Source organism: Protofrankia symbiont of Coriaria ruscifolia, from assembly GCF_900634745.1.
In the GTDB taxonomy this organism is placed as follows: domain Bacteria; phylum Actinomycetota; class Actinomycetes; order Frankiales; family Frankiaceae; genus Protofrankia; species Protofrankia californiensis.
Window position 1 is genome coordinate 39,705 of record NZ_CAAAFR010000191.1, and the last position, 17,610, is coordinate 57,314.

The 17,610-nt window shown below is 69.2% G+C and carries 20 protein-coding genes and 2 pseudogenes; 6 read left to right on the top strand and 16 right to left on the bottom strand.

Annotation, left to right across the window (positions count from 1 at the left end; genetic code table 11):
• Window positions 1–268 precede the first annotated feature (268 nt).
• Window positions 269–1,040, top strand: a pseudogene (locus tag CV1CTNOD_RS22155) (IS110 family transposase).
• A gap of 86 nt (window positions 1,041–1,126) precedes the next feature.
• Here the strand turns inward: CV1CTNOD_RS22155 and CV1CTNOD_RS22160 are convergent.
• The 3 genes from CV1CTNOD_RS22160 to CV1CTNOD_RS22170 all read right to left on the bottom strand — a co-directional run bounded on the left by CV1CTNOD_RS22160 (window position 1,127) and on the right by CV1CTNOD_RS22170 (window position 3,413).
• Window positions 1,127–1,912 (bottom strand): SDR family NAD(P)-dependent oxidoreductase, encoded by a 786-nt coding sequence (locus CV1CTNOD_RS22160; RefSeq protein ID WP_131787927.1) that lies wholly within the window; start codon window positions 1,910–1,912, stop codon window positions 1,127–1,129.
• 323 nt (window positions 1,913–2,235) lie between these two features.
• Window positions 2,236–2,811, bottom strand: a complete 576-nt coding sequence (locus CV1CTNOD_RS22165) for an HhH-GPD-type base excision DNA repair protein (protein ID WP_131787883.1) — start codon at window positions 2,809–2,811, stop codon at window positions 2,236–2,238.
• 161 nt (window positions 2,812–2,972) lie between these two features.
• Window positions 2,973–3,413 (bottom strand): nuclear transport factor 2 family protein, encoded by a 441-nt coding sequence (locus CV1CTNOD_RS22170; protein ID WP_131787884.1) that lies wholly within the window; start codon window positions 3,411–3,413, stop codon window positions 2,973–2,975.
• Between the two features lie 116 nt (window positions 3,414–3,529).
• On the opposite strand from CV1CTNOD_RS22170, the gene CV1CTNOD_RS22175 reads away from it, so the two are divergent.
• A complete protein-coding gene (locus CV1CTNOD_RS22175; protein ID WP_131787885.1) occupies window positions 3,530–4,378 on the top strand; it encodes a LysR family transcriptional regulator in 849 nt (282 codons plus the stop codon).
• Window positions 4,379–4,511: 133 nt separating this feature from the next.
• Entirely contained in the window at window positions 4,512–5,300 is a 789-nt protein-coding gene (locus CV1CTNOD_RS22180) for a cell filamentation protein Fic (protein WP_131787886.1), read from the top strand.
• Window positions 5,301–5,304: 4 nt separating this feature from the next.
• On the opposite strand, the gene CV1CTNOD_RS25100 is transcribed toward CV1CTNOD_RS22180, so the two are convergent.
• Together CV1CTNOD_RS25100 and CV1CTNOD_RS22185 are read right to left on the bottom strand one after the other, a co-directional pair.
• Window positions 5,305–5,448: a hypothetical protein gene (locus CV1CTNOD_RS25100; RefSeq protein WP_165485671.1), complete on the bottom strand. Its 144-nt coding sequence runs from the start codon at window positions 5,446–5,448 to the stop codon at window positions 5,305–5,307.
• Window positions 5,449–5,593: 145 nt separating this feature from the next.
• Window positions 5,594–6,526 carry a zinc-binding dehydrogenase gene (locus CV1CTNOD_RS22185; RefSeq protein ID WP_207386606.1) on the bottom strand — a complete coding sequence of 311 codons (933 nt, stop codon included), beginning with the start codon at window positions 6,524–6,526 and terminating at the stop codon, window positions 5,594–5,596.
• An 88-nt stretch (window positions 6,527–6,614) separates the two neighbouring features.
• Here CV1CTNOD_RS22185 and CV1CTNOD_RS22190 point away from each other — a divergent pair, with 88 nt between their 5' ends.
• Complete coding sequence (locus CV1CTNOD_RS22190) at window positions 6,615–7,175, top strand: TetR/AcrR family transcriptional regulator (protein WP_131787888.1); 561 nt, start codon at window positions 6,615–6,617, stop codon at window positions 7,173–7,175.
• A gap of 95 nt (window positions 7,176–7,270) precedes the next feature.
• Here CV1CTNOD_RS22190 and CV1CTNOD_RS27085 read toward each other — a convergent pair whose 3' ends face one another.
• Together CV1CTNOD_RS27085 and CV1CTNOD_RS27090 are read right to left on the bottom strand one after the other, a co-directional pair.
• The gene (locus tag CV1CTNOD_RS27085; RefSeq protein ID WP_131787889.1) at window positions 7,271–7,498 is read right to left on the bottom strand and encodes a hypothetical protein; all 228 of its coding nucleotides are present in this window, start codon (window positions 7,496–7,498) and stop codon (window positions 7,271–7,273) included.
• 36 nt (window positions 7,499–7,534) lie between these two features.
• Complete coding sequence (locus CV1CTNOD_RS27090; RefSeq protein WP_278043971.1) at window positions 7,535–7,924, bottom strand: winged helix-turn-helix transcriptional regulator; 390 nt, start codon at window positions 7,922–7,924, stop codon at window positions 7,535–7,537.
• On the opposite strand from CV1CTNOD_RS27090, the gene CV1CTNOD_RS28005 reads away from it, so the two are divergent.
• Complete coding sequence (locus tag CV1CTNOD_RS28005) at window positions 7,868–8,092, top strand: transposase (RefSeq protein ID WP_347402973.1); 225 nt, start codon at window positions 7,868–7,870, stop codon at window positions 8,090–8,092. The genes CV1CTNOD_RS27090 and CV1CTNOD_RS28005 overlap by 57 nt on opposite strands.
• Window positions 8,093–8,134: 42 nt before the next feature.
• Here the strand turns inward: CV1CTNOD_RS28005 and CV1CTNOD_RS22210 are convergent, their stop codons facing one another.
• The 6 genes from CV1CTNOD_RS22210 to CV1CTNOD_RS22235 all read right to left on the bottom strand — a co-directional run bounded on the left by CV1CTNOD_RS22210 (window position 8,135) and on the right by CV1CTNOD_RS22235 (window position 14,426).
• On the bottom strand, window positions 8,135–9,658 hold the full coding sequence (locus CV1CTNOD_RS22210) for a sensor histidine kinase (protein WP_131787890.1): 1,524 nt from the start codon (window positions 9,656–9,658) through the stop codon (window positions 8,135–8,137).
• A gap of 11 nt (window positions 9,659–9,669) precedes the next feature.
• Window positions 9,670–10,359 carry a response regulator transcription factor gene (locus CV1CTNOD_RS22215; protein WP_207386607.1) on the bottom strand — a complete coding sequence of 230 codons (690 nt, stop codon included), beginning with the start codon at window positions 10,357–10,359 and terminating at the stop codon, window positions 9,670–9,672.
• Window positions 10,360–10,391: 32 nt separating this feature from the next.
• A complete protein-coding gene (locus CV1CTNOD_RS22220; protein ID WP_131787930.1) occupies window positions 10,392–11,234 on the bottom strand; it encodes an FAD:protein FMN transferase in 843 nt (280 codons plus the stop codon).
• Between the two features lie 31 nt (window positions 11,235–11,265).
• A complete protein-coding gene (locus CV1CTNOD_RS22225) occupies window positions 11,266–11,880 on the bottom strand; it encodes an FMN-binding protein (RefSeq protein WP_131787892.1) in 615 nt (204 codons plus the stop codon).
• Window positions 11,877–13,367 (bottom strand): ferredoxin reductase family protein, encoded by a 1,491-nt coding sequence (locus tag CV1CTNOD_RS22230; RefSeq protein ID WP_242606923.1) that lies wholly within the window; start codon window positions 13,365–13,367, stop codon window positions 11,877–11,879. Before CV1CTNOD_RS22230 ends, CV1CTNOD_RS22225 begins: the two co-directional genes overlap by 4 nt.
• A gap of 126 nt (window positions 13,368–13,493) precedes the next feature.
• On the bottom strand, window positions 13,494–14,426 hold the full coding sequence (locus tag CV1CTNOD_RS22235; protein ID WP_131787932.1) for an NADP-dependent oxidoreductase: 933 nt from the start codon (window positions 14,424–14,426) through the stop codon (window positions 13,494–13,496).
• Between the two features lie 112 nt (window positions 14,427–14,538).
• Here CV1CTNOD_RS22235 and CV1CTNOD_RS22240 point away from each other — a divergent pair, with 112 nt between their 5' ends.
• Complete coding sequence (locus CV1CTNOD_RS22240; protein ID WP_131787893.1) at window positions 14,539–14,988, top strand: winged helix-turn-helix transcriptional regulator; 450 nt, start codon at window positions 14,539–14,541, stop codon at window positions 14,986–14,988.
• Window positions 14,989–15,117: 129 nt separating this feature from the next.
• Here the strand turns inward: CV1CTNOD_RS22240 and CV1CTNOD_RS27095 are convergent.
• The 3 genes and pseudogenes from CV1CTNOD_RS27095 to CV1CTNOD_RS28460 form a co-directional block, all read right to left on the bottom strand.
• Window positions 15,118–15,207, bottom strand: a pseudogene (locus CV1CTNOD_RS27095) (HhH-GPD-type base excision DNA repair protein); the annotation flags it as partial.
• A 97-nt stretch (window positions 15,208–15,304) separates the two neighbouring features.
• Window positions 15,305–16,156 carry a putative protein N(5)-glutamine methyltransferase gene (locus CV1CTNOD_RS22245; protein ID WP_131787894.1) on the bottom strand — a complete coding sequence of 284 codons (852 nt, stop codon included), beginning with the start codon at window positions 16,154–16,156 and terminating at the stop codon, window positions 15,305–15,307.
• Between the two features lie 1,020 nt (window positions 16,157–17,176).
• On the bottom strand, window positions 17,177–17,467 hold the full coding sequence (locus CV1CTNOD_RS28460; protein WP_131787895.1) for a hypothetical protein: 291 nt from the start codon (window positions 17,465–17,467) through the stop codon (window positions 17,177–17,179).
• Between the last annotated feature and the right edge of the window lie 143 nt (window positions 17,468–17,610).

Consider the following 17,610-nt stretch of genomic DNA (forward strand, 5'->3'; position numbering starts at 1 on the left):
CGCGGCGCCGTCTTCGAGGCGCACCGTGGTGCGCGAAGATTCGGCGCTTCCGGGCCGTTGCGGTCATGGCCGGCCGGGGTCGATCATGATGGTGTTCGTCGTGGTCGACCCCGATGTGCTCTGTGGTGCCTGTGAGCCTGTAGGTCAGCATGGTGGCGGAGGGCTTCCACGGGAACCGTGGATTGGTGCCTTCGAGCCCGTGCGTCAGACTTCGATCTCCCCAGCCCTCCCCACGACGAACACCGTGTCGCTGTGTGGGAGGCATGTGATGGACGTCGTGCACGCCCGCTGCGCGGGCCTGGACATCTCGAAGAAGGACGCCAAGGTCTGCGTGCGCATCGCCGGGGCGGGCCGCCGCACAACCCAGGAGACGGTCACGACCTGGGGCGCGATGACCCGCCAGATCCTCGAGCTGCGCGACCACCTGGTGGACCAGTCCGTCACCTGTGTGGTGATGGAGGCGACCCCGGACTACTGGAAACCCTTCTACTACCTGCTGGAGGACGCCCCGTTCGAGGTGCTGCTGGTCAACGCCCGGCACGTCAAGAACCTCCCGGGACGCAAGACCGACGTCGCGGACGCGACCTGGCTCGCCCAGCTCGGCGCCCACGGCCTGGTACGCGGGTCGTTCGTGCCGCCCGCCCCGATCCGCCCGCTCCGCGACCTGACCCGGGCGCGCACCGCGATCACCCGGGAACAACGAGTCCGCCGGCAAGGTCAAATCCAGCCGGACCCGCCCGGGCAACCCCTACCTCCACGGTGCGCTCGGCGCCGCGGCCATGGCCTGCGCCCAGAACCCGCGCACCTACCTCGGAGCCCGCTACCGACGCGTCGCCTCCCGCCGCGGACCGCAGAAGGCCAACGTCGCAGTCCAGCACTCCATGCTCACCGCGATCTGGCACATGGCCACCACCAGCACTCCTTACGACGACCCCGGCGCCGACTACTACACCCGCCTCAACCCCGAACGAGCCCGGACCCGCGCCGTCCGCCACCTCGAAACCATGGGCTACCGCGTCACTCTCGACACCGCCTCCTGACCCACGGCAGCCAGCAGCCGACCCGCGACAGCGCGCCGGCAGCTCCGCGCGCCCAGCTACCAGCGACCGGTTCGGGAATCTTCGCGTCAGAACTCCGGCCGAGCCGGCAGGGGCACCGCACCGTGGTGTGCGGTGAGCCCCCCGTCGGCGACCAGCGTCGTCCCGGTGACGTAGGACGCCTCGGGCGAGGCCAAGAACCAGATGGCCGCCGCGTGTTCCCGCGCGTACCCCCAGCGCTGCATCGGGATCCGCCGGCCCACCGCCGCGGCAAGCTCCGGATCGGTCCGGTGCCGTGCCGTCAGCGGGGTCTCAGTGAGGCCGGGGGCGACCGCGTTGATCCGGATGTTCTGGACGGCGTGGTCGAGCGCGGCGGCGCGCACCATGTTGATCACTGCCGCCTTGGACGCGTTGTAGGCCCAGTTCCCAGGCTCCCCCTGCAGTCCGCCGCTGGACGCGGTCACAACGATCGAGCCGCCGCCGCTGCCACGCAGCACCGGAACAACGGAACGTATCCCGATCACCACACCCCGCACGTTGACGGCGAAGATTCTATCCAGCCGCTCGACGGCACCGGCGGCCTCCCACGGCAGGGTTCCGCCGATCCCGGCGTTTAGCACCGCCACGTCCAGCCGTCCGAAACGTGCGAGCGCCAGCTGTGCCATGGCGGTGCCGGTCTCCTCGCGGGAAACGTCCCCGACGAGTGGCACGACCTGCTCCGGCCCGGGCTGTCCGGGCTGTCCGGTCAGTGTGGACAGCACGGCCTCATCGAGGTCGACGGCCACCACCCCGAACCCCCGGGCGGCGAACAGCTCCACGCACGCTCGCCCGATCCCGGACGCCGCGCCTGTGATTACGACCGACGAGGTGACCACGCTTCCTCCGGAGAACTCGGGGACACCGCCGCGGCGGTGGATCCGGCTAGGCACCATCGGTGTCAGCCTCGCTGGTCGGGGTGAACGTGGATGTTCCACGTCATGACGCGCAGGAGTCGGGTCCGCTCACCCCGCGGCCGGGAACCAGCCGATGTGCAGGCCGTTGAACACCCGGCGGGGACAGTGGATGCGGGGCTCGGCGGGGAAGTCTGCCGCGTCCGAGACGGACAGCCAGGAGCGATCCTCCGTCAGCGAGGTCAGGTTGGCGGTGCTGAACGCCCACGCCGCGGCACTCTCATGGGACCGAGTAACGAAACCGGAGGTCAGGCGGCGCCGGCCTTGGCTGCGGTCTTCATCTGCTTCTTGAAGTCCCGCACCTTGATCCGTGACTCGGGACTGGTGATGTCGGCGATCGAACGGAAGCTGCCATCCTCTCCGAAGGGCACGCAGACCTCCCGCCAACCAGGAGGAGTCACGCCAAGCTGCTTACCGAGCAACGCCACGAAAATCTTGGCTTTCTGCTGGCCGAAGCCCGGCAGGGCGGCAATCCGCTTCAGCAGCTCCCGACCATCCGTCGCGGTCGTCCACACCGCCGCAGCATCGCCATCGTAGGAGTCCAGCAGCAAACGGCACAGGGCCTGCACACGCTTGGCCATCGAGCCAGGGAACCGGTGCAACGCCGGCTGCCGGGAGAAGATCCCACTCAACTTGTCCGCATCGAAGTCGGCCAGCTCGGCCGCGTCAAGCGGACGCCCAAGCCGTTCGACAAGCTCGTACGGCGCGGCGAACGCCCGCTCCAGCGGGATCTGCTGGTCCAGCACCATCCCGATCAGGAGCGCCAGCGGATCGTTCGTCAGCAGCTCGTCCGCCTCAGCGATCTGGCTCAGGTGAAGTCCCACGCGCGTCACAGTAGTCGGACCGGTGCAGGCGTCGCATCGCTGCTCAGGTCACCGCACGATCGGCGTCGTCGCGCCCGGCCCCACGGACTGTCAGCGCCAGGCTAGCCCGAACGTCCAGGTGGGTGTGAGCGCCGCCGTCCCACGCCCGGGGCTTACCGCGATCAGCCGAGGGCGTTGGCGGCGCGCTCGGTGGCGTCCGCCGCCGCCAGCACATTGACGTAGTCACGCAGGTGAGTGATCTGGCCATCTCGGACGGTGAGTACGACGATGTTGGGTAGGGTGAACTCGCGACCACTGGATGTGTTCCTGGCGATGGCCTCCTGCTCGACGATGACCGTCTGCGGATTGCCGGTGTCGTGACTGGCGATCGTGCGGTACCGCTCGAAGCGCAGTGGCATGCTCCGCCAGCCCGCCGCTATCCAGCCGACGATCTCTTCCCGGCCCACGAGCCGGGAGGGCACGCCTGGTGCCGTGAACGGGAACTCATGGACCGCGTCGACCGCATAGAGCCGCCTCATGTCCTCGGTAGACTGCCTGATCGCGGCCCGGCGATACTGCTCCAGGACGTCGCGCGGGCCCGCCGTCGGCTCGATCGGTTCCATGTCGGATGCGCACCTTTCTCGTTGCTGCCGGAAGGAATGTTCAACGGCCTTCAGATCACCATCATTGGCCGGGCCACGTCCAAGACCCGCCGGGCCGCGATCGATAACCTGACGGCATGGAACAGCCGCTGGAGACCCGGGAACTGGCGCACTTCCTGGCCGTGGCCGAAGAACTGCACTTCAGCCGGGCCGCCGCCCGGCTCGGCATCGCCCAGCCCGCGCTGTCGAAGACGATCCAGCGGCTGGAGCGCCGCCTGGGCGTCGTCCTGTTCGAGCGAACCAGTCGCGCGGTGACGCCGACCCCGGCCGGGCAGGTGCTGGCCCGCGAGGCACGCCACTCCCTGGACGCGGTGGATGCCGCCGCGCGGCGTACCCGGCGGGCGGGCGCCGATGATCCGCACCTGGTACTGGCGATGAAGGCGGGCGGGGACGCGGGCCTGCTTCCGGCGATCCTCGCCGCCTGCGAATACGAGCCGTGCTCGCTGCCAGTGCGGGTGATCTTTCAAACGGACCGGGGACGGCTGCTGCGGGACGGCCGCGCCGACGCCGCACTGCTCTACAGTCTGGCCGATGACCTGAGCGGGCTCGACACCGAGCCGCTGCTGACCGAACCCCTCATGGCTGTGCTGCCAGCTACGCACCCGTTCGCCGTTCGGGCGAGCCTGTGCATGGCCGACCTTCGCGACGAGAACGTGCACCCGCGGCGTGGGCCGTCTACCGGTCCCGAAGCGCGCAGCCTCACCGAACTGCTACAACTCGTCGCGCTGGGCCAGACCGTCGCCTTGGTCCCCCGTTTCGTGACCACGCCACTGCGCCACGACCTCGTCAGCGTGCAGGTGACCGACGCGCAGCCCGTCACCCTGCTGCTCGCCTGGCCCGCCCACAGCACGTCACCAGCTATCGCGGCTCTCGCACGCGCCGCCCGCGCAGCCAGTCCGGGCGGGGAGCCCGCCCGCATCACCTGATCAACAAGTCGGTCGAACACGCGACTCTGCCAGTACCGTCCCCGACCTGGCATGCCGCGGTCGCCGTATCGTTGGATCACAGACATGGCTGGCGGCACGTGCCGGTCGCGCGCGGCCCCGAGGAGGTGCGATCATGGCGACGATCGAGGCGATGCTGGATGCGATGGGGTTCACCTGGGACCGGTCCGCCGTACGGCGGGACATTCCACGGTTCGCCGTCGAGCGCGCCGTCTGGCGGCTTCGCCAGTCGCTGCCGGAGTACGTATGGGACGCCGCGGTGCTCGAGGGCAACCCGTTCACCTACCCCGAAGTCCAGACACTCCTGGACGGGATCACCGTTGGCGGGCGGAAGATCAGCGATGAACGTCAGATCCTGAACCTCGCCGAGGCGGCGAACGAGCTCGCCCGGCTCGTCAGGACGGGCGAGTTCCGGCTCTCCAAAGAGATCTCCGACAGGCTCCAGTTCCTGCTCGCCCGGGACGAAGCACTGGAGTCAGGCCACTTCCGCGGCGAGGGCAAGGAGACTCTCACCCCCGGCGTCAGCCTCGGACAGCATGGTCGCTACCTGCCACCCGCTACCGAGCGCGGTGGCGAGAACCTGCGTCGCATCCTCTCGCAGGGGCTGGAATTCCTGTCCGCCGAGATCGACGCCGAGTTCGAGCAGGCGATCGCCTATTTTCTCTTCGGCTCGCTTCAGCAGTTCTACTACGACGGCAACAAGCGCACCGCCCGCTACATGATGAATGGTCACCTCATGTCCCAGGGGATGGATGCCATCAGTGTCCCGGCCGCACGCCGCCACGAGTTCAACACCGAGATGGTGGACTTCTTCCGGCGCAAGGACGGTACGGGCATGTTTGGATTTCTGACATCCTGCCGGCTCGCCGCCGATGACGGGGTCATACCGCCAGGCGGCGGCTAGAGACTCACCCGGTCGTCCCCCTGTCTCGGACGTCCCCACTCCATGGTTCCGGTACTGGCTGGTCCAGAACCATGCCGATGAGGAGGGCCAGCGGATCGTTGGTCAGTAGCTCGTCCGCCTCGGCGACCTGGCTCAGGTGCAGGCTCACGACTCCACGGTATCGGTCGACCAACGCGGACGCGGCGGGCCGGCACGCCTCCGTGGTCCGGCTACCGCACTCCACGCCGATCGACACGGCCGAGCCGCCGGTGGATAGCCGACGACTGGCGCTGTTCTTCAAGAACGCGATTCGGTCATCTCGGATGACTGCCGGCGGTGTCATCGAGGTCGATGACGACCTTCCCGGCCACCTTCCTCCCGATCAGCGCCTGGATCGCGTCGCCGATGCGCTCCCACGAGCCGCGCCAGCCCACCTCCGGTTTGATGGTGCCGCGGGCGGCCAGGTCGACGAGGACGGCCAGGTCCGGACCGGGGTTCGACGCGTCGCCGAACGACTGCAACGTCTTGGCCGGCCCCAGGGCGAAGATCGAGTTCGGTGGAAACACCGCCGGCTCGCCTGAGACCCAGCCGACGCTCTGCAGACTGCCCCCGGGCTTGAGCAGGCCCCATGCCGTGACCAGATGCGCTCCGCCCACGTTCTCGATGATCACGTCCACCGGCGCGTCGACGGCGTCGAGCCCGACGACGACCTCGTCAGCCCCCAGCGCGGCGAGCCCGTCGACCCGGCGGGCAGAGCCGACCGAGGCGATGACGTGGGCGCCGCCGAGCCGGGCCAACTGCACCGCCAGCCGGCCGACTCCGCCGGCGGCGCCGGTTACGAGCACCCTCCGGCCGAGGACCGAGCCGACGGCACGCAAGGTCCGCAGGGCTGTCATCCCGACGAGTGGCAACGCCGCCGCGGCGGCGAGGTCGAGCGAGGCGGGGACCACGGCGACGCTGTCGGTACCGAACACGGCGCGCCGCCCCCAGGCGCCGATCCCGAACGCGACGACCCGCTCACCGACGCCGGGCCCGGTGCCGTCCTCGGCCGTCCGGACGACGTACCCGGCGGCGTCATACCCGAGCACCGCACCGGCCGGCTGGAGCTCGAGGTGGCGAACCTCCCCGCTGTTGACCGACGCGTGACGCACGTCGACGAGAACCTGGTGCGGGGACGGTACCGGCTCCGGGACATCGGCGAACCGAATGCCCCCGGCGACGTCGGGCGCGGCGAGCAGAGCTTGCACAGCGGTTCCTCCCATGTGGTCAATCGGACCAACGGTCCGATTACTGCCGGATAGTATCGGACCAGTAGTCCGATTGCCAGGAGGTGTCATGGTCGTCGAACGGACGGACGCGGCACGTAATCGGCGGGCGATCCTGCGGGCGACCGAGGAGCTCCTCGTCCAGCACGGACCCGAGCGCATCTCGCTCGACTTGGTCGCCGCGACCGCCGGCGTGGGCAAGGGCACGGTGTTCCGGCGGTTCGGCAGCCGTACGGGTCTGTTCCAGGAACTGCTCGCTGATCGCGCCGCCGGCATCCGCGAAGCGATCGGGAGCGGGTCGCCGCCCCTCGGCCCGGGCGCGCCGCCCCGCGAGCGGCTCCTGGGATTCCTTGACGAGCTGGCCCAGCTCGCGGCCAAGAACATCGCCCTGATCGCCGCGCACGAACAGGCGTGCGCGGCCGACAAACATTCCGACCCTACGTATCTGTGCTGGCACGGCCACGTGACCGGACTCATCCGCCAAGTTCAGCCCGATGCCGACGCGGACTTTCTGGCACACACGCTGCTCGGTACATTCGACGCCGACCTGGTGCGGCACCTGACTGCCCACGGTGGCGAAGCCCGGCTCCGGGTGTCGACGCGGAGTCTCGCCACCGCACTCCTCCGCTGACGGACAAGGCTCACGGGCGAGGGCGCGCCGGCCGGACCCCGTGAGCCGGCGGTGTGTAGATGTTGGAATCCTCCGCGTTCACGCGGGGGAGGATGTCAATCCGACGGAGTCGAGCCCTGCGGCGGTTGCGGAAAGGCTGCGATCGCGTCGAGGAACCTGCTGATCTCCCGCTCGCCGCCCCGCAGGCGAACACCTGGGTGACCCGTGGCGCGCGCCGGGTGGAGTGTGGTGAGGTACTCGGCCAGGTCTCGCCTGGTGCCGAGCACCTCGACGTCCGGATTCAGGGCCGCGGTGCCCTCGAGCGCCCACCGCCCCCCTCCCACTGATCGTGTAGTTGTCGTCGCGGTCGAGAGTCCGGACTACCCAGGTGACCGGGCCGACATCGAGCCGCTCGCGGGCCAGGACGAGGCGCAGAGTGCTGAGCAGGTGCTCGGGATGGGTTGGTTCGCCCGGCGCGGGGGGCGCGGCGAGATGGCGCAGGCCCCACAGCGCGAGTTCGTCCAGGGCGGGCGCGAGGTCGAGGCCGGCGGGAGTGAGGCGATACAGACCTCCCGTCGACCGGGCTCCCGGTCGACGAGGACGAGCCCGTCCGATTCAAGATCACGCAGACGCTGCGTCAGGGTCCGCGGTGTGATGCCGCCGAGCCGGTCCATCAGGTCGGTGAAGCGCTGGCCTGGGCGGCACGTTGCCGAATACCCGAGTTCGTCAAGATAGGCGAGACCGTCCGGAAACAACTGACCGCTATCCACAACACCCTTGACTACGCCGTCACCAACGCCCGCGTCGAGGCCACCAACCCCCACCTACGCCAACTCACCCGCCGTGCCTACGGCTTCCACTCGCCCAACGCACTGATCGCCATGGCACTCCTCATCCGAGGCGGACTCGAGATCGACCTCCCCGGCCACCGTTCTTGATCGACGATCAGTGACCCACTGACACGTCAGAAGAGCCAGAAGTCATTCAACGGCTGGCAGGAGAAGGCAAGGCTGGGTTCGCCGCGTTTGCCGTGGCAGGATGAGCCGGAACGTCGCTCCGCCGCCCGGGGTCGGCCGGTAGTCGACCCGTCCGCCATGCGCGGTGGCGACGGCCGCCACGATGGACAGGCCCAACCCGGTCCCACCGGCGTCCCGGGACCGGCCCGAATCGGCCCGGTAGAAGCGTTCGAAGACGTGTGCGACAGCGTCCTCGGGGACACCGTGGCCGTGGTCGATCACCGAGATGACGACCTCGCCGGTTCCACCGTCCCCTGCCGGGCCGGGTTCGCCGGAGGCACCCGGAGGGCCGGCCTCGATCGGTTCCGCGACGACGGATATCGCGGTGTCGGACGGGGTGTGGACGACGGCGTTACGAACGAGGTTTCCGACGGCCTGGCGCAGCCGTCCCTCATCTCCGGCCACCTCGAGGATCAGCGGCACGTCGGCCTCGATCGTCCGGCCCGGGCTGACAGCCCGGGCGTCGGTGACGATGTCGCGGACCATGGCCGCGACATCGACGGGCTGGCGCTCCAACGCCGGTCGCTGGTCCAGCCGGGCGAGCAGCAACAGGTCGTCGACCAGCTCGCTCATCCGAGCGGATTCTTCTTCGATGCGGCGCATGACCAACGCGAGATCCTCGGGCCGGTTCGCGGCGCCCCGATGGAACATCTCGGCATAGCCGCGGATCGAGGTCAGCGGGGTCCGCAGTTCGTGGCTGGCATCCCCGACGAAGCGGCGCAGGCGCCGTTCGGATGCCTCGCGGGCCCGGAAGGCCGCCTCGATCTGGGTGAGCATCGCGTTGAAGGCGAGCCCGAGCCGCCCCACCTCGGTGCGGCGGTCGGCACCGGCGACCCGTTTCGTCAGGTCACCCCGTGCGATCATGTCCGCGGTCTGCTCGATCCGGGTGAGGGGGCGCAGCCCGAGGCGGATGATGACGTAGGCCAGCACGGCCAGCACGGCCAGCATCACCGAACTCGCGACGATCTCGATCCTGGTGACGTTCTTGAGGGTGGCATCCATCTCCGAGAACGGCACGGCGACGACAAGCACGTCTGCGTTGTCGAAGCGCTCGGCGAGCATCCTGAAGCGGCTTCCGCCGTCCTGGGCGGGCACCGTCCACAGCGCAACGGTCGCGAGGTCCGGGTGCAGCCGCGCGGTGGCGAGCAGGCGCGGCGTGACGGCCGGGCGCTGGGTCGGCGTCGCCGGGCCGCTGGGGCCGGGGCTGGTCTCGGCCAGTCGGCGACCGCTGCTGTCGTACAACGCGCCGTAGGTGCCGACCAGGAACGCGCTGCCGAAGCGGGGGTCATGGTCGTCGGGGTCGTGGTCGCCGTATCCGCCGGCCCGCAGGAGTGTCTGTTCCATCACCGGATGGGCGTCGCGTACCTGCTGGTCCAGCCGGCCGCGCAGGTATGCCTCCACAGCGCCCTGCGTGCCGACCGCGCCGAGGGACATGCCGACCGCCAGCAGACCTACCAGGGCCAGCAGCAGCCGGGCGCGCAGGGACATGACCGGTCCGCTCAACGCGGCAGACGCAGGACGTAGCCGACGCCGCGCACCGTGTGGATCAGCGGCGGTGGAACATCGTCGATCTTACGTCGCAGGTAGCTGATGTAGGTCTCCAGGACCCGCGCGTCCCCTCCGAAGTCGTGCCCCCAGACATGGTCGAGGAGCTGGGCGCGGATGAGCACCTTGCGGGCGTTCGCCAGCAGGTAGTGCAGCAGGCGGTACTCGGTGGCGGTCAGGTCGATGTGCCGGCCGGTGCGCCGCACCTCACGGGTCTCCGGGTCGAGTTCGAGATCGGCGAAACGCAGCGGCTCGGGTGCGCCGTCGGCGACCCCGGCCCGACGCAGGATCGCGCGGACCCGGGCGATCAGCTCGCTGATCATGAACGGCTTCGTGACGTAGTCGTCCCCGCCGAGGGTCAGCCCGTGCACCTTGTCCTCGGTGGCGTCGCGGGCCGTCAGGAACAGGGTCGGCACGCCCTGCCCCGAGCCCCGCAGCCGCTCGCAGACCGCGAATCCGTCGATGTCAGGGAGCATGACGTCCAGCACGAGCAGGTCCGGCTGTGACAGCGCGACCTGCGTCAACGCCGCCTGACCGGAATGCACGGCGCGGACGTCGAAGCCCTCGTAGCGCAGCGCCATGGTAACGAGATCAGTGATCGCTTCCTCGTCGTCGACGACGAGGACCCTGATCGGACGGTTCATCTGCCCAGTCTCACTCTTGCCCGCGGGGCTGGTCATCCCGACGCGACGGGTGCGGAACCGAAGCAGACGGATGCGGGGGGTGCATCTCCGGCGGGGACGGATCCGGTGGGTACACGGCGGGAAGGCGCGTATGCGGCGGCGGCCACCTGACCGGGGAACCCGGCCGAATGGTCCAGCCGGCCGGTGGCGTCGACCGTCAGCCAGGCCCATCCCTGTCGGGCGAGATCGGCGAGCAGGGCCGGCGCGGCCCGGCCCGCGGCAAGGGAGGCCGTGGCATAGGCGTCCGCCAGGGTCAGATCTGCTCCGATGATGGTGACCGAGGCGAGATCGGTCGCCGGGGTCCCGGTGCGCGGGTCGACGACGTGCTCGCCCCGCTCCGAGACACCCGACGTGGCGACGGCCAGGTCCGTGCCCTCGACCACCGCGACGAGCCGGGTCCGGTCGAAGGGATCCGAGATCCCGACCCGCCAGGGCCGTCCCGGCCCCGATGCACCCCGGACCCGCAGGTCTCCCGCCGCGTTGACGCAGTGGACCAGGGCGCCGGCGTCGGTCAGCGCCCGGGACGCCGCATCGGCCGCCCAGCCCTTGACCAGCCCGGTCGGGTCCAGGGTGCCGTCCCCGCGCCAGGCCGGGTCGAACCTTCCTCCGGTCCGGTCCCGGCAGGCGGCGGCTATCCGGTAGACCTCGCGGACGTGATCCGGGCAGTCGTCGAGGTCGATCTCACCGTGCCGGATCCGGGAGACCCAGGATCCCGGCAGGAACGTGCTGAAGTCCTCGTCCGCCCGATGCAGTACCGCGACCGCCGCCCCGATCACCGTGTCCAGGTCCGGCGTGTCGAGTGGGGAGCGGACGTCGATGCTGACGACCGTGCCCATCACCGTTTCGGCGTGGACCCGGCCCGGCCGACTAGGCACCGGCCTTGTCCAGCGCGGACTGGACGGACCACGCGTAACCGTAGCTGGTGTACGAGGCTCCGGAGACGGTGTCGATGTGGGCACTCTGGGCGTTGAGCACCTCCTGACGCAGGATCGGCACCGCCCGATTGTTGATCTCGATGTCGCGTCGCTCCCGGTCCGGTAGCTGCAGGGCCACCACATTAGTGATCTTTTTTCCGCTCAGGACGATCTGGACCTGCACGGATCCGTAGCGGGTGCTGACGGCGTCGCCTGTCACCGTCCTGGTGGCGGCCGTGCCCGAGGATCCCGAACCCGACGACCCCGAACTCGAGAGCGAACCGGAGGAGCCCGAGCCCGAGGACGAACCGGAGGAGCCCGATCCGGACGAACTCGAACCGAAGGAGCCATCACCCGACGTAGGAGTCGGAGCCGAAGTCGGCGTCGGGCTGCTTCCCGTCGTGGAGGGCTGACGGCTCGCTCCGGCCGTGGCCGGCAGGGCGACGAGCGCTGAGGGCTGCTCACCGTGCCCCGTCGCGGCCTTCGCACCGACCACGAGGACGACAGCTCCCATCAGCGCGGCGAAGCCGAGCCGCGCCCGGTAAGGCTTTCCGGCGTTCTCGTTCATCTCAGCGTGAACTCCTCGGTGTGGATCTGGTCGCTGCAGAGGCCGAGACCGCGCAGAGCGCGGACGACCGCGTGCGTCATTCCGGTGGGGCCGCAGACGAAGACGTCCCGTTCGGTGACGTCCGGCACGGCCGCGTCGAGGAAGCGCGCCTCCAGCGGGTCGTATCCGAGGTCGCGCCGGGAACCGACCACGCGGTGGAGGACCAGCCGTCCGTCCCCGGCCAGCTCCTCGAGCTCCCGTCGCAGAGCGAGATCGCTCGCCCGGCTCGCCCGGTGCACCACGACGACGTCGTCACCGCGGTCGGCAAGATCCTCCGCGAGCGCCCGGACCGGTCCGATTCCACTGCCCCCGCCGATGAGCAGCGCCTTGCCCCGGGTGGCGTGCTCGGCGGTGAAATGCCCGAAAGGGCCCTCCGCCACGACCGGGGTGCCCGGCCGGAGGTGGGCGATCGCGCGGGAGTGGTCGCCCGCGGCCTTGACCGTGATGCGCAGCCGGTGCGGTTGCGGCGGGGCGGACAGTGAATAGGGGTGTGCGCTGACGACGTGCCCGCGGGCGGCGAACCGCCACAGCAGGAACTGCCCCGGCAGCGCGCCGAGACGATGCAGGTCGTGGCCGCGGACCCAGACCGAGACGACGCCGGGCGCCTCATCGACCACGTGCTCCACCGTCATCCGGTGCTGGACGACGGCCGCGATCGGCAGGAGCAGCCGCCAGATGACGAGGCAGGCGGCGACGGCGACGTACATCCCCTGCCACAGCAGCCGGTTGGCCGGATGACCGACGAAGTCCGCGCCGGTCGCCGTCTGGTGGGAGTACACCAGGAGCACGGCGACGTAGGCGGTGAGGTGCAGCAGGTACCAGACCTCGTAGGAGATGTGCGGCCGAGCCGCGCGGGCGCTGGCCACGCCGACGCCCACGAACAGCAGGGTGCCGATGGTCGCCTTCCACATCTCCGGATAGGTCGTGACCACCGTGACGAGTTCGGACAGCGGCTGGTGATGCTCGGTCAGACCGTAGCCCCACACCGTCAGCAGGACGTGGACGACGATGAGCAGCACGATGTTCGTGCCCAGGCCGCGGTGCCAGGCCGCCAGCCGGTCGAGCCCGACCGCGTGTTCGAAGACCGGCATCCGTGCCATGAGCAGGAGCTGCACGAGTACCAGGTAGGCCGCCAGCAGACCGCTGACCCGGCCGGCCGCGGTCATGATGAGCCCGGCGCCGTGGACGCTGGAGGCGGAGGTGTCGAACCACCACAGGGCCACGACCACGACACCCCACGCCACCAGGGCGAGGCGCACGGCGAGCTGCGGAGACCAGCCCAGCGACGCGGATCGCCGGCGGGCTGGTCCCGGCGGGGCCCAGTGTCCCAGCAGACGCGAGGGACCCGGCCGTTGCGGAAGGCTCGACCGCTGCGGAGACGTCGACGGGTGGATGCGGGTCGATCCGTGCGTCCGTGTCCCGTCGCCCGGGTACCGCGTGAAGCTCATGGACACAGACGATGTCCGCGAAGGCTGGGAATCAGCTGTGAAGAGCCTCAGAACTTGCCAGGACTTCCACTGTCCTGCCCGGCCACGCCGTTTCGGCGCAACCGCACCAGGACCGCCTTACTTTGTTCAGGACACAAGGACGATCTTTCCTTTTACGCGATTGGTCTCGCTGATCTCATGGGCCTTGACAACATCATGCAGCGGGAAAACCTGGTCGACGACGACCCGGAGGTTGCCGTATTCGACCAGATCGGCGATATCTTCGAGATCGGCGCCGGACGGCGTGAAACCGAATTCGACGAACCGCGAGCCGCGTTTCCGGGCCTGTTCCCGTACGGCGTGGCGGTCGGGGCCGGTGCCACGCACGTCCAGGAGGATCCCGCCGGGCCCGAGCGTGTCGAGGGACCGGGAGCCGTAATCTCCGCTGATCGGATCGAGTACCACATCGATGTCACGCGCCACGGCCGCGAAATCGACGGTGGTGTAGTCGATGAGCTCATCAGCCCCCAGGTCACGCAGAAAATCGTGCTTTTCCGCCCGTGCGGTGCCGATGACGTATGCTCCGCGCGCCTTTGCGATCTGCACGGCAAGGTGCCCGATCCCACCGGCGGCTGCATGGATGAGGACGCGCTGCCCGGCGGCAACGGCGGCGACGCGGACAAGCGGCTGCCAGGCGGTGAGCACGGCAACCGGCAGCGCGGCGGCGTGCACGCGGTCGATGCTCGGCGGCGCGGAGGCGAGTACGTCCGCCGGAACAGCCACATACTCCGCGTAGGCGCCCCGAGGTGGGAACGCGCACCCGTAGACAACGTCCCCCGGGGCAAAGCGAGTCGTCTGTCCGCTGATCGCTTCCACGACACCACAGAGGTCCAGCCCCAGCGTGAACGGCGGATCACCGAAGCGCCGGACCAATCCGGATCGGATCTTCCAGTCAGCCGGATTCACGCCGGCGGCGCTCACCCGTACCAACACCTCACCCGGGCCCGGTGCCGGCCGGTCGATCTCGACGACCTCCAGAACCTCCGGACCGCCGTAGACGTGCTGGCTGATGGCGCGCATGCGGGTCACGCGTGCTCCCCTCGGATGGCAGAGTCGTTCTTGGTTGCAAACCCATCGTCAGCACGGCGGTATCTCTTGTATAGAAGGCACCTTGTTGATATCAAGGTACCTTATGGATACCGACCTGCAGAGTATCGCCGCACGTTGGACTGTTACCTACCGTCGCGACTGTCCATCGCGCACAGTAGTCGAGGTTCTCGCCAACAAGTGGGCGCTGTACGTCCTGGGGGCGCTGCGGCAATACGACCGTCCGATGCGTTTCAACGAGCTCCGACGGCTCCTGGACGGGATCACACAGAAAATGCTCACCCAGACTCTGCGTGCGTTGGAACGGGACGGTCTGGTCAGCCGGACCGTCTACCCGACCGTTCCCCCTCGCGTGGAGTACGCGCTCACCGATCTGGGGGTCGGCGCCGGACAGGTAACCAATGCCATTGCGGAATGGTCCGTGAAACACAGCCACGAGATAATCGCCGCCCGTCAAGTCTTCGACGACCGGGCCAGCGCCGAGCCGATCCCCCTGCAATTGCCGGGCGACAGGGCGGAATACGGGACGACGTGACAGGACATCGTCCTGCTCCTACGCGGCGCATGTCAGGCCGCCGCGCCACTCACGCACACCGCTCCTACAGCTGTGGCGCCACTATCTGACCATGATATTCGACGGCCTACGCCCAGCAACAGCACATCCCCGGTCGAGCACCATACTGATCAGCAAAGCGAGCGGGCCGTTGGTCAGCAGCTCGTCCGTCTCGACGATCCGGCTCAGGTGCAGGCCCATACCCCACGGGAGCCGCCAACATACGGCCCTGGGCTTCCAAGTCGACCTACCTACATCCTTCTGCGGCCACGTCCTGCCGGCTTGGACGGCCCAGGCGTCAGCCGCCCAGCCACTCGTGCCGGGTGGGCTTCGTTGCGATGACGACGGTGGCGTTCAGCTCGGCAGAACTGGCCACCCGTGGGATCAACCCGTTGCGGACGACGGTTTCGACGGTCCGCGGCGCCTGACGCTCGCTGGTTTCGACCAGCAGGTGACCGCCCGGTGCCAGCCACTGTGCTGCCTCGGCAGTCACCCGTCGCAGGACGTCAAGCCCGTCCGCGCCGCCGTCGAGCGCCATCCGCGGCTCGTGGATGCGGGCTTCCGGAGGCAGCAGCTTGATCGCCGCGGTGGGTACGTAGGGTGCGTTGGCGACCAGGACGTCGACACGGCCCCGCAGCGTAGCCGGCAGCGGCTCGTAGAGATCGCCTTCATACACCTGACCACCAGCGACGACGAGGTTGCGGCAGGCGCACCGCACCGCGGCCGGGTCGAGGTCGGCGGCATGCAACTCGACTGCGTCCAGGGCCGCGAGCAGGGCGGCGCCCACCGCACCCGAGCCGCAGCACAGGTCGACGACGACCGCTCGTGGCCGGTTCGGGGCTCCGCCGGCGGGGCCGACGGCCAGGCCCCGGACGAGGGCGGCAGCCTGACGGACAAGGAACTCGGTGCGACGGCGGGGTACGAAGACGCCGGGGTCCACGGCTATCCGCAGGCCGCAGAACCACGCCCAGCCGAGGACGTGTTCAAGGGGCAGGCCAGCAGCTCGCCGGTCCACCATGGCGGTGAGGTCGCCCGGAGTCCGCGCTGCGTAGACGAGCAACCGCGCCTCATCCTCGGCGAAGACGCAGCCGGCGGCCCGAAGCCTGGCAACGATGACGGATCGGGACAGCGGTGACGGAGAAGCCGACACGGGAACCTTTCGGGATGCCGAAGGGCGCCCTCCCGGTCACCTAGCGGACCAAAGGAAGCGCGATCATGCTTCTTTCGCGCTGCCGGCGGCCCAGGTCCCCGGGTCACTATGCCGGGTGTGAACCGCATGGCCGTGAGGCGGGAGCGCCCAGCCTGATAGAGCGGGAATGGGGCTCACCTCCTCGACACGTCCACTGATGGTGACAGCCACACTACCTGAGCGGACCGCGCCGCCGGTACATCGCGACGAGCCGGGACAGCATGCGTCGGCATGACCCACTTGATATGGCGCAATACCAGGGTTCTTCTCCCGCCTTCCTCTCCGGCCGTATGGGTAGTCTCCGCACCGTGGATCTTGATCCGTTGAGTGCGTCGGCGATCGCAGCCACGATCTCAGCCATCCTGGGCGGGGCGGCTGGAGAGGCTGGGAGGAACGCCTGGGAATCACTGGCCACGCTGGTCCGTCGCGCCTTCGGACGCGGGTCGCCCCCTGACGACATCGCCGACCACGCACCCGGCGACGAAGAAGTGGAAACCCTGGCGCGGGAGTTGGCCGCCCGGGCCCGGAGCGACCCGGCTTCGCCGAGGCGCTGCGTTCCTGGGCGTCACACATGTCACCACCGCAGTCGGACAACGACAGGATTCTGAACATGATTACCGGCGATGCATACGTCGAGGGAAACGTCGAGGGAAACGTCGTGCAGGCCCGTGACGTCGCCGGTTCGATCGTCTTCGGCACCCCGGAGCGCCGCGCAGACTGAGGAGCACACAATAATTTCCGTTCACGCGCAGGCGGATCTCCATTCGGGCGCAGGTGTCACAGGGAAATCGGGGGAGGCATGTCCAAGAGGCGATGGCCCACCGTTCCAGTCGGCCCGGACGCCGATCGCTGGGTCACCCGAGAAAAACACCGGCTGGTACTCGGCGTCGTGCACAACGTCACGTCGGCCACTCGCCTCCTCGACGTTCTCTCCATACGGAGTCCGATCCGCGGGTCCAGGTGGTCTTCACCTGGACCCGATCATCGCCTTTTTCTCATGGAGTCCGTAAGACGCTCGCCGATCTGGGCAGTGATTGTACTGCCCTGGAAACAGGCGGTCAGCACACGGTTCGACCTGGCGGTCGCCGCGATCATTATCGGCGAGCTCTCGGCATTTCCGAACAGCAGCGGCTCGTAGTAGTCAGCTCGACGTGGGGACGGGCTTCCCTCCTCGGCCAGCGGAGCGATCTCGTCGGACGGCTGCTGGCGGAGCTTCCGGCAGACGAGTACCGGGTCGCCGCCGCCCTTCACCCGAACATCTGGCACGGCCACGGGCCGTGACAGGTCGAGACCTGGCTCGCGGCGTGTCTGCGCTCCAGCCTGTTGCTGCTGCCGCCGAAGGAAGGCTGGCGAGCCACTCTGGTCCCGCCGACTGCGTGGTCGGCGACCACGGTTCGGTCACGTTCTACGGCGCC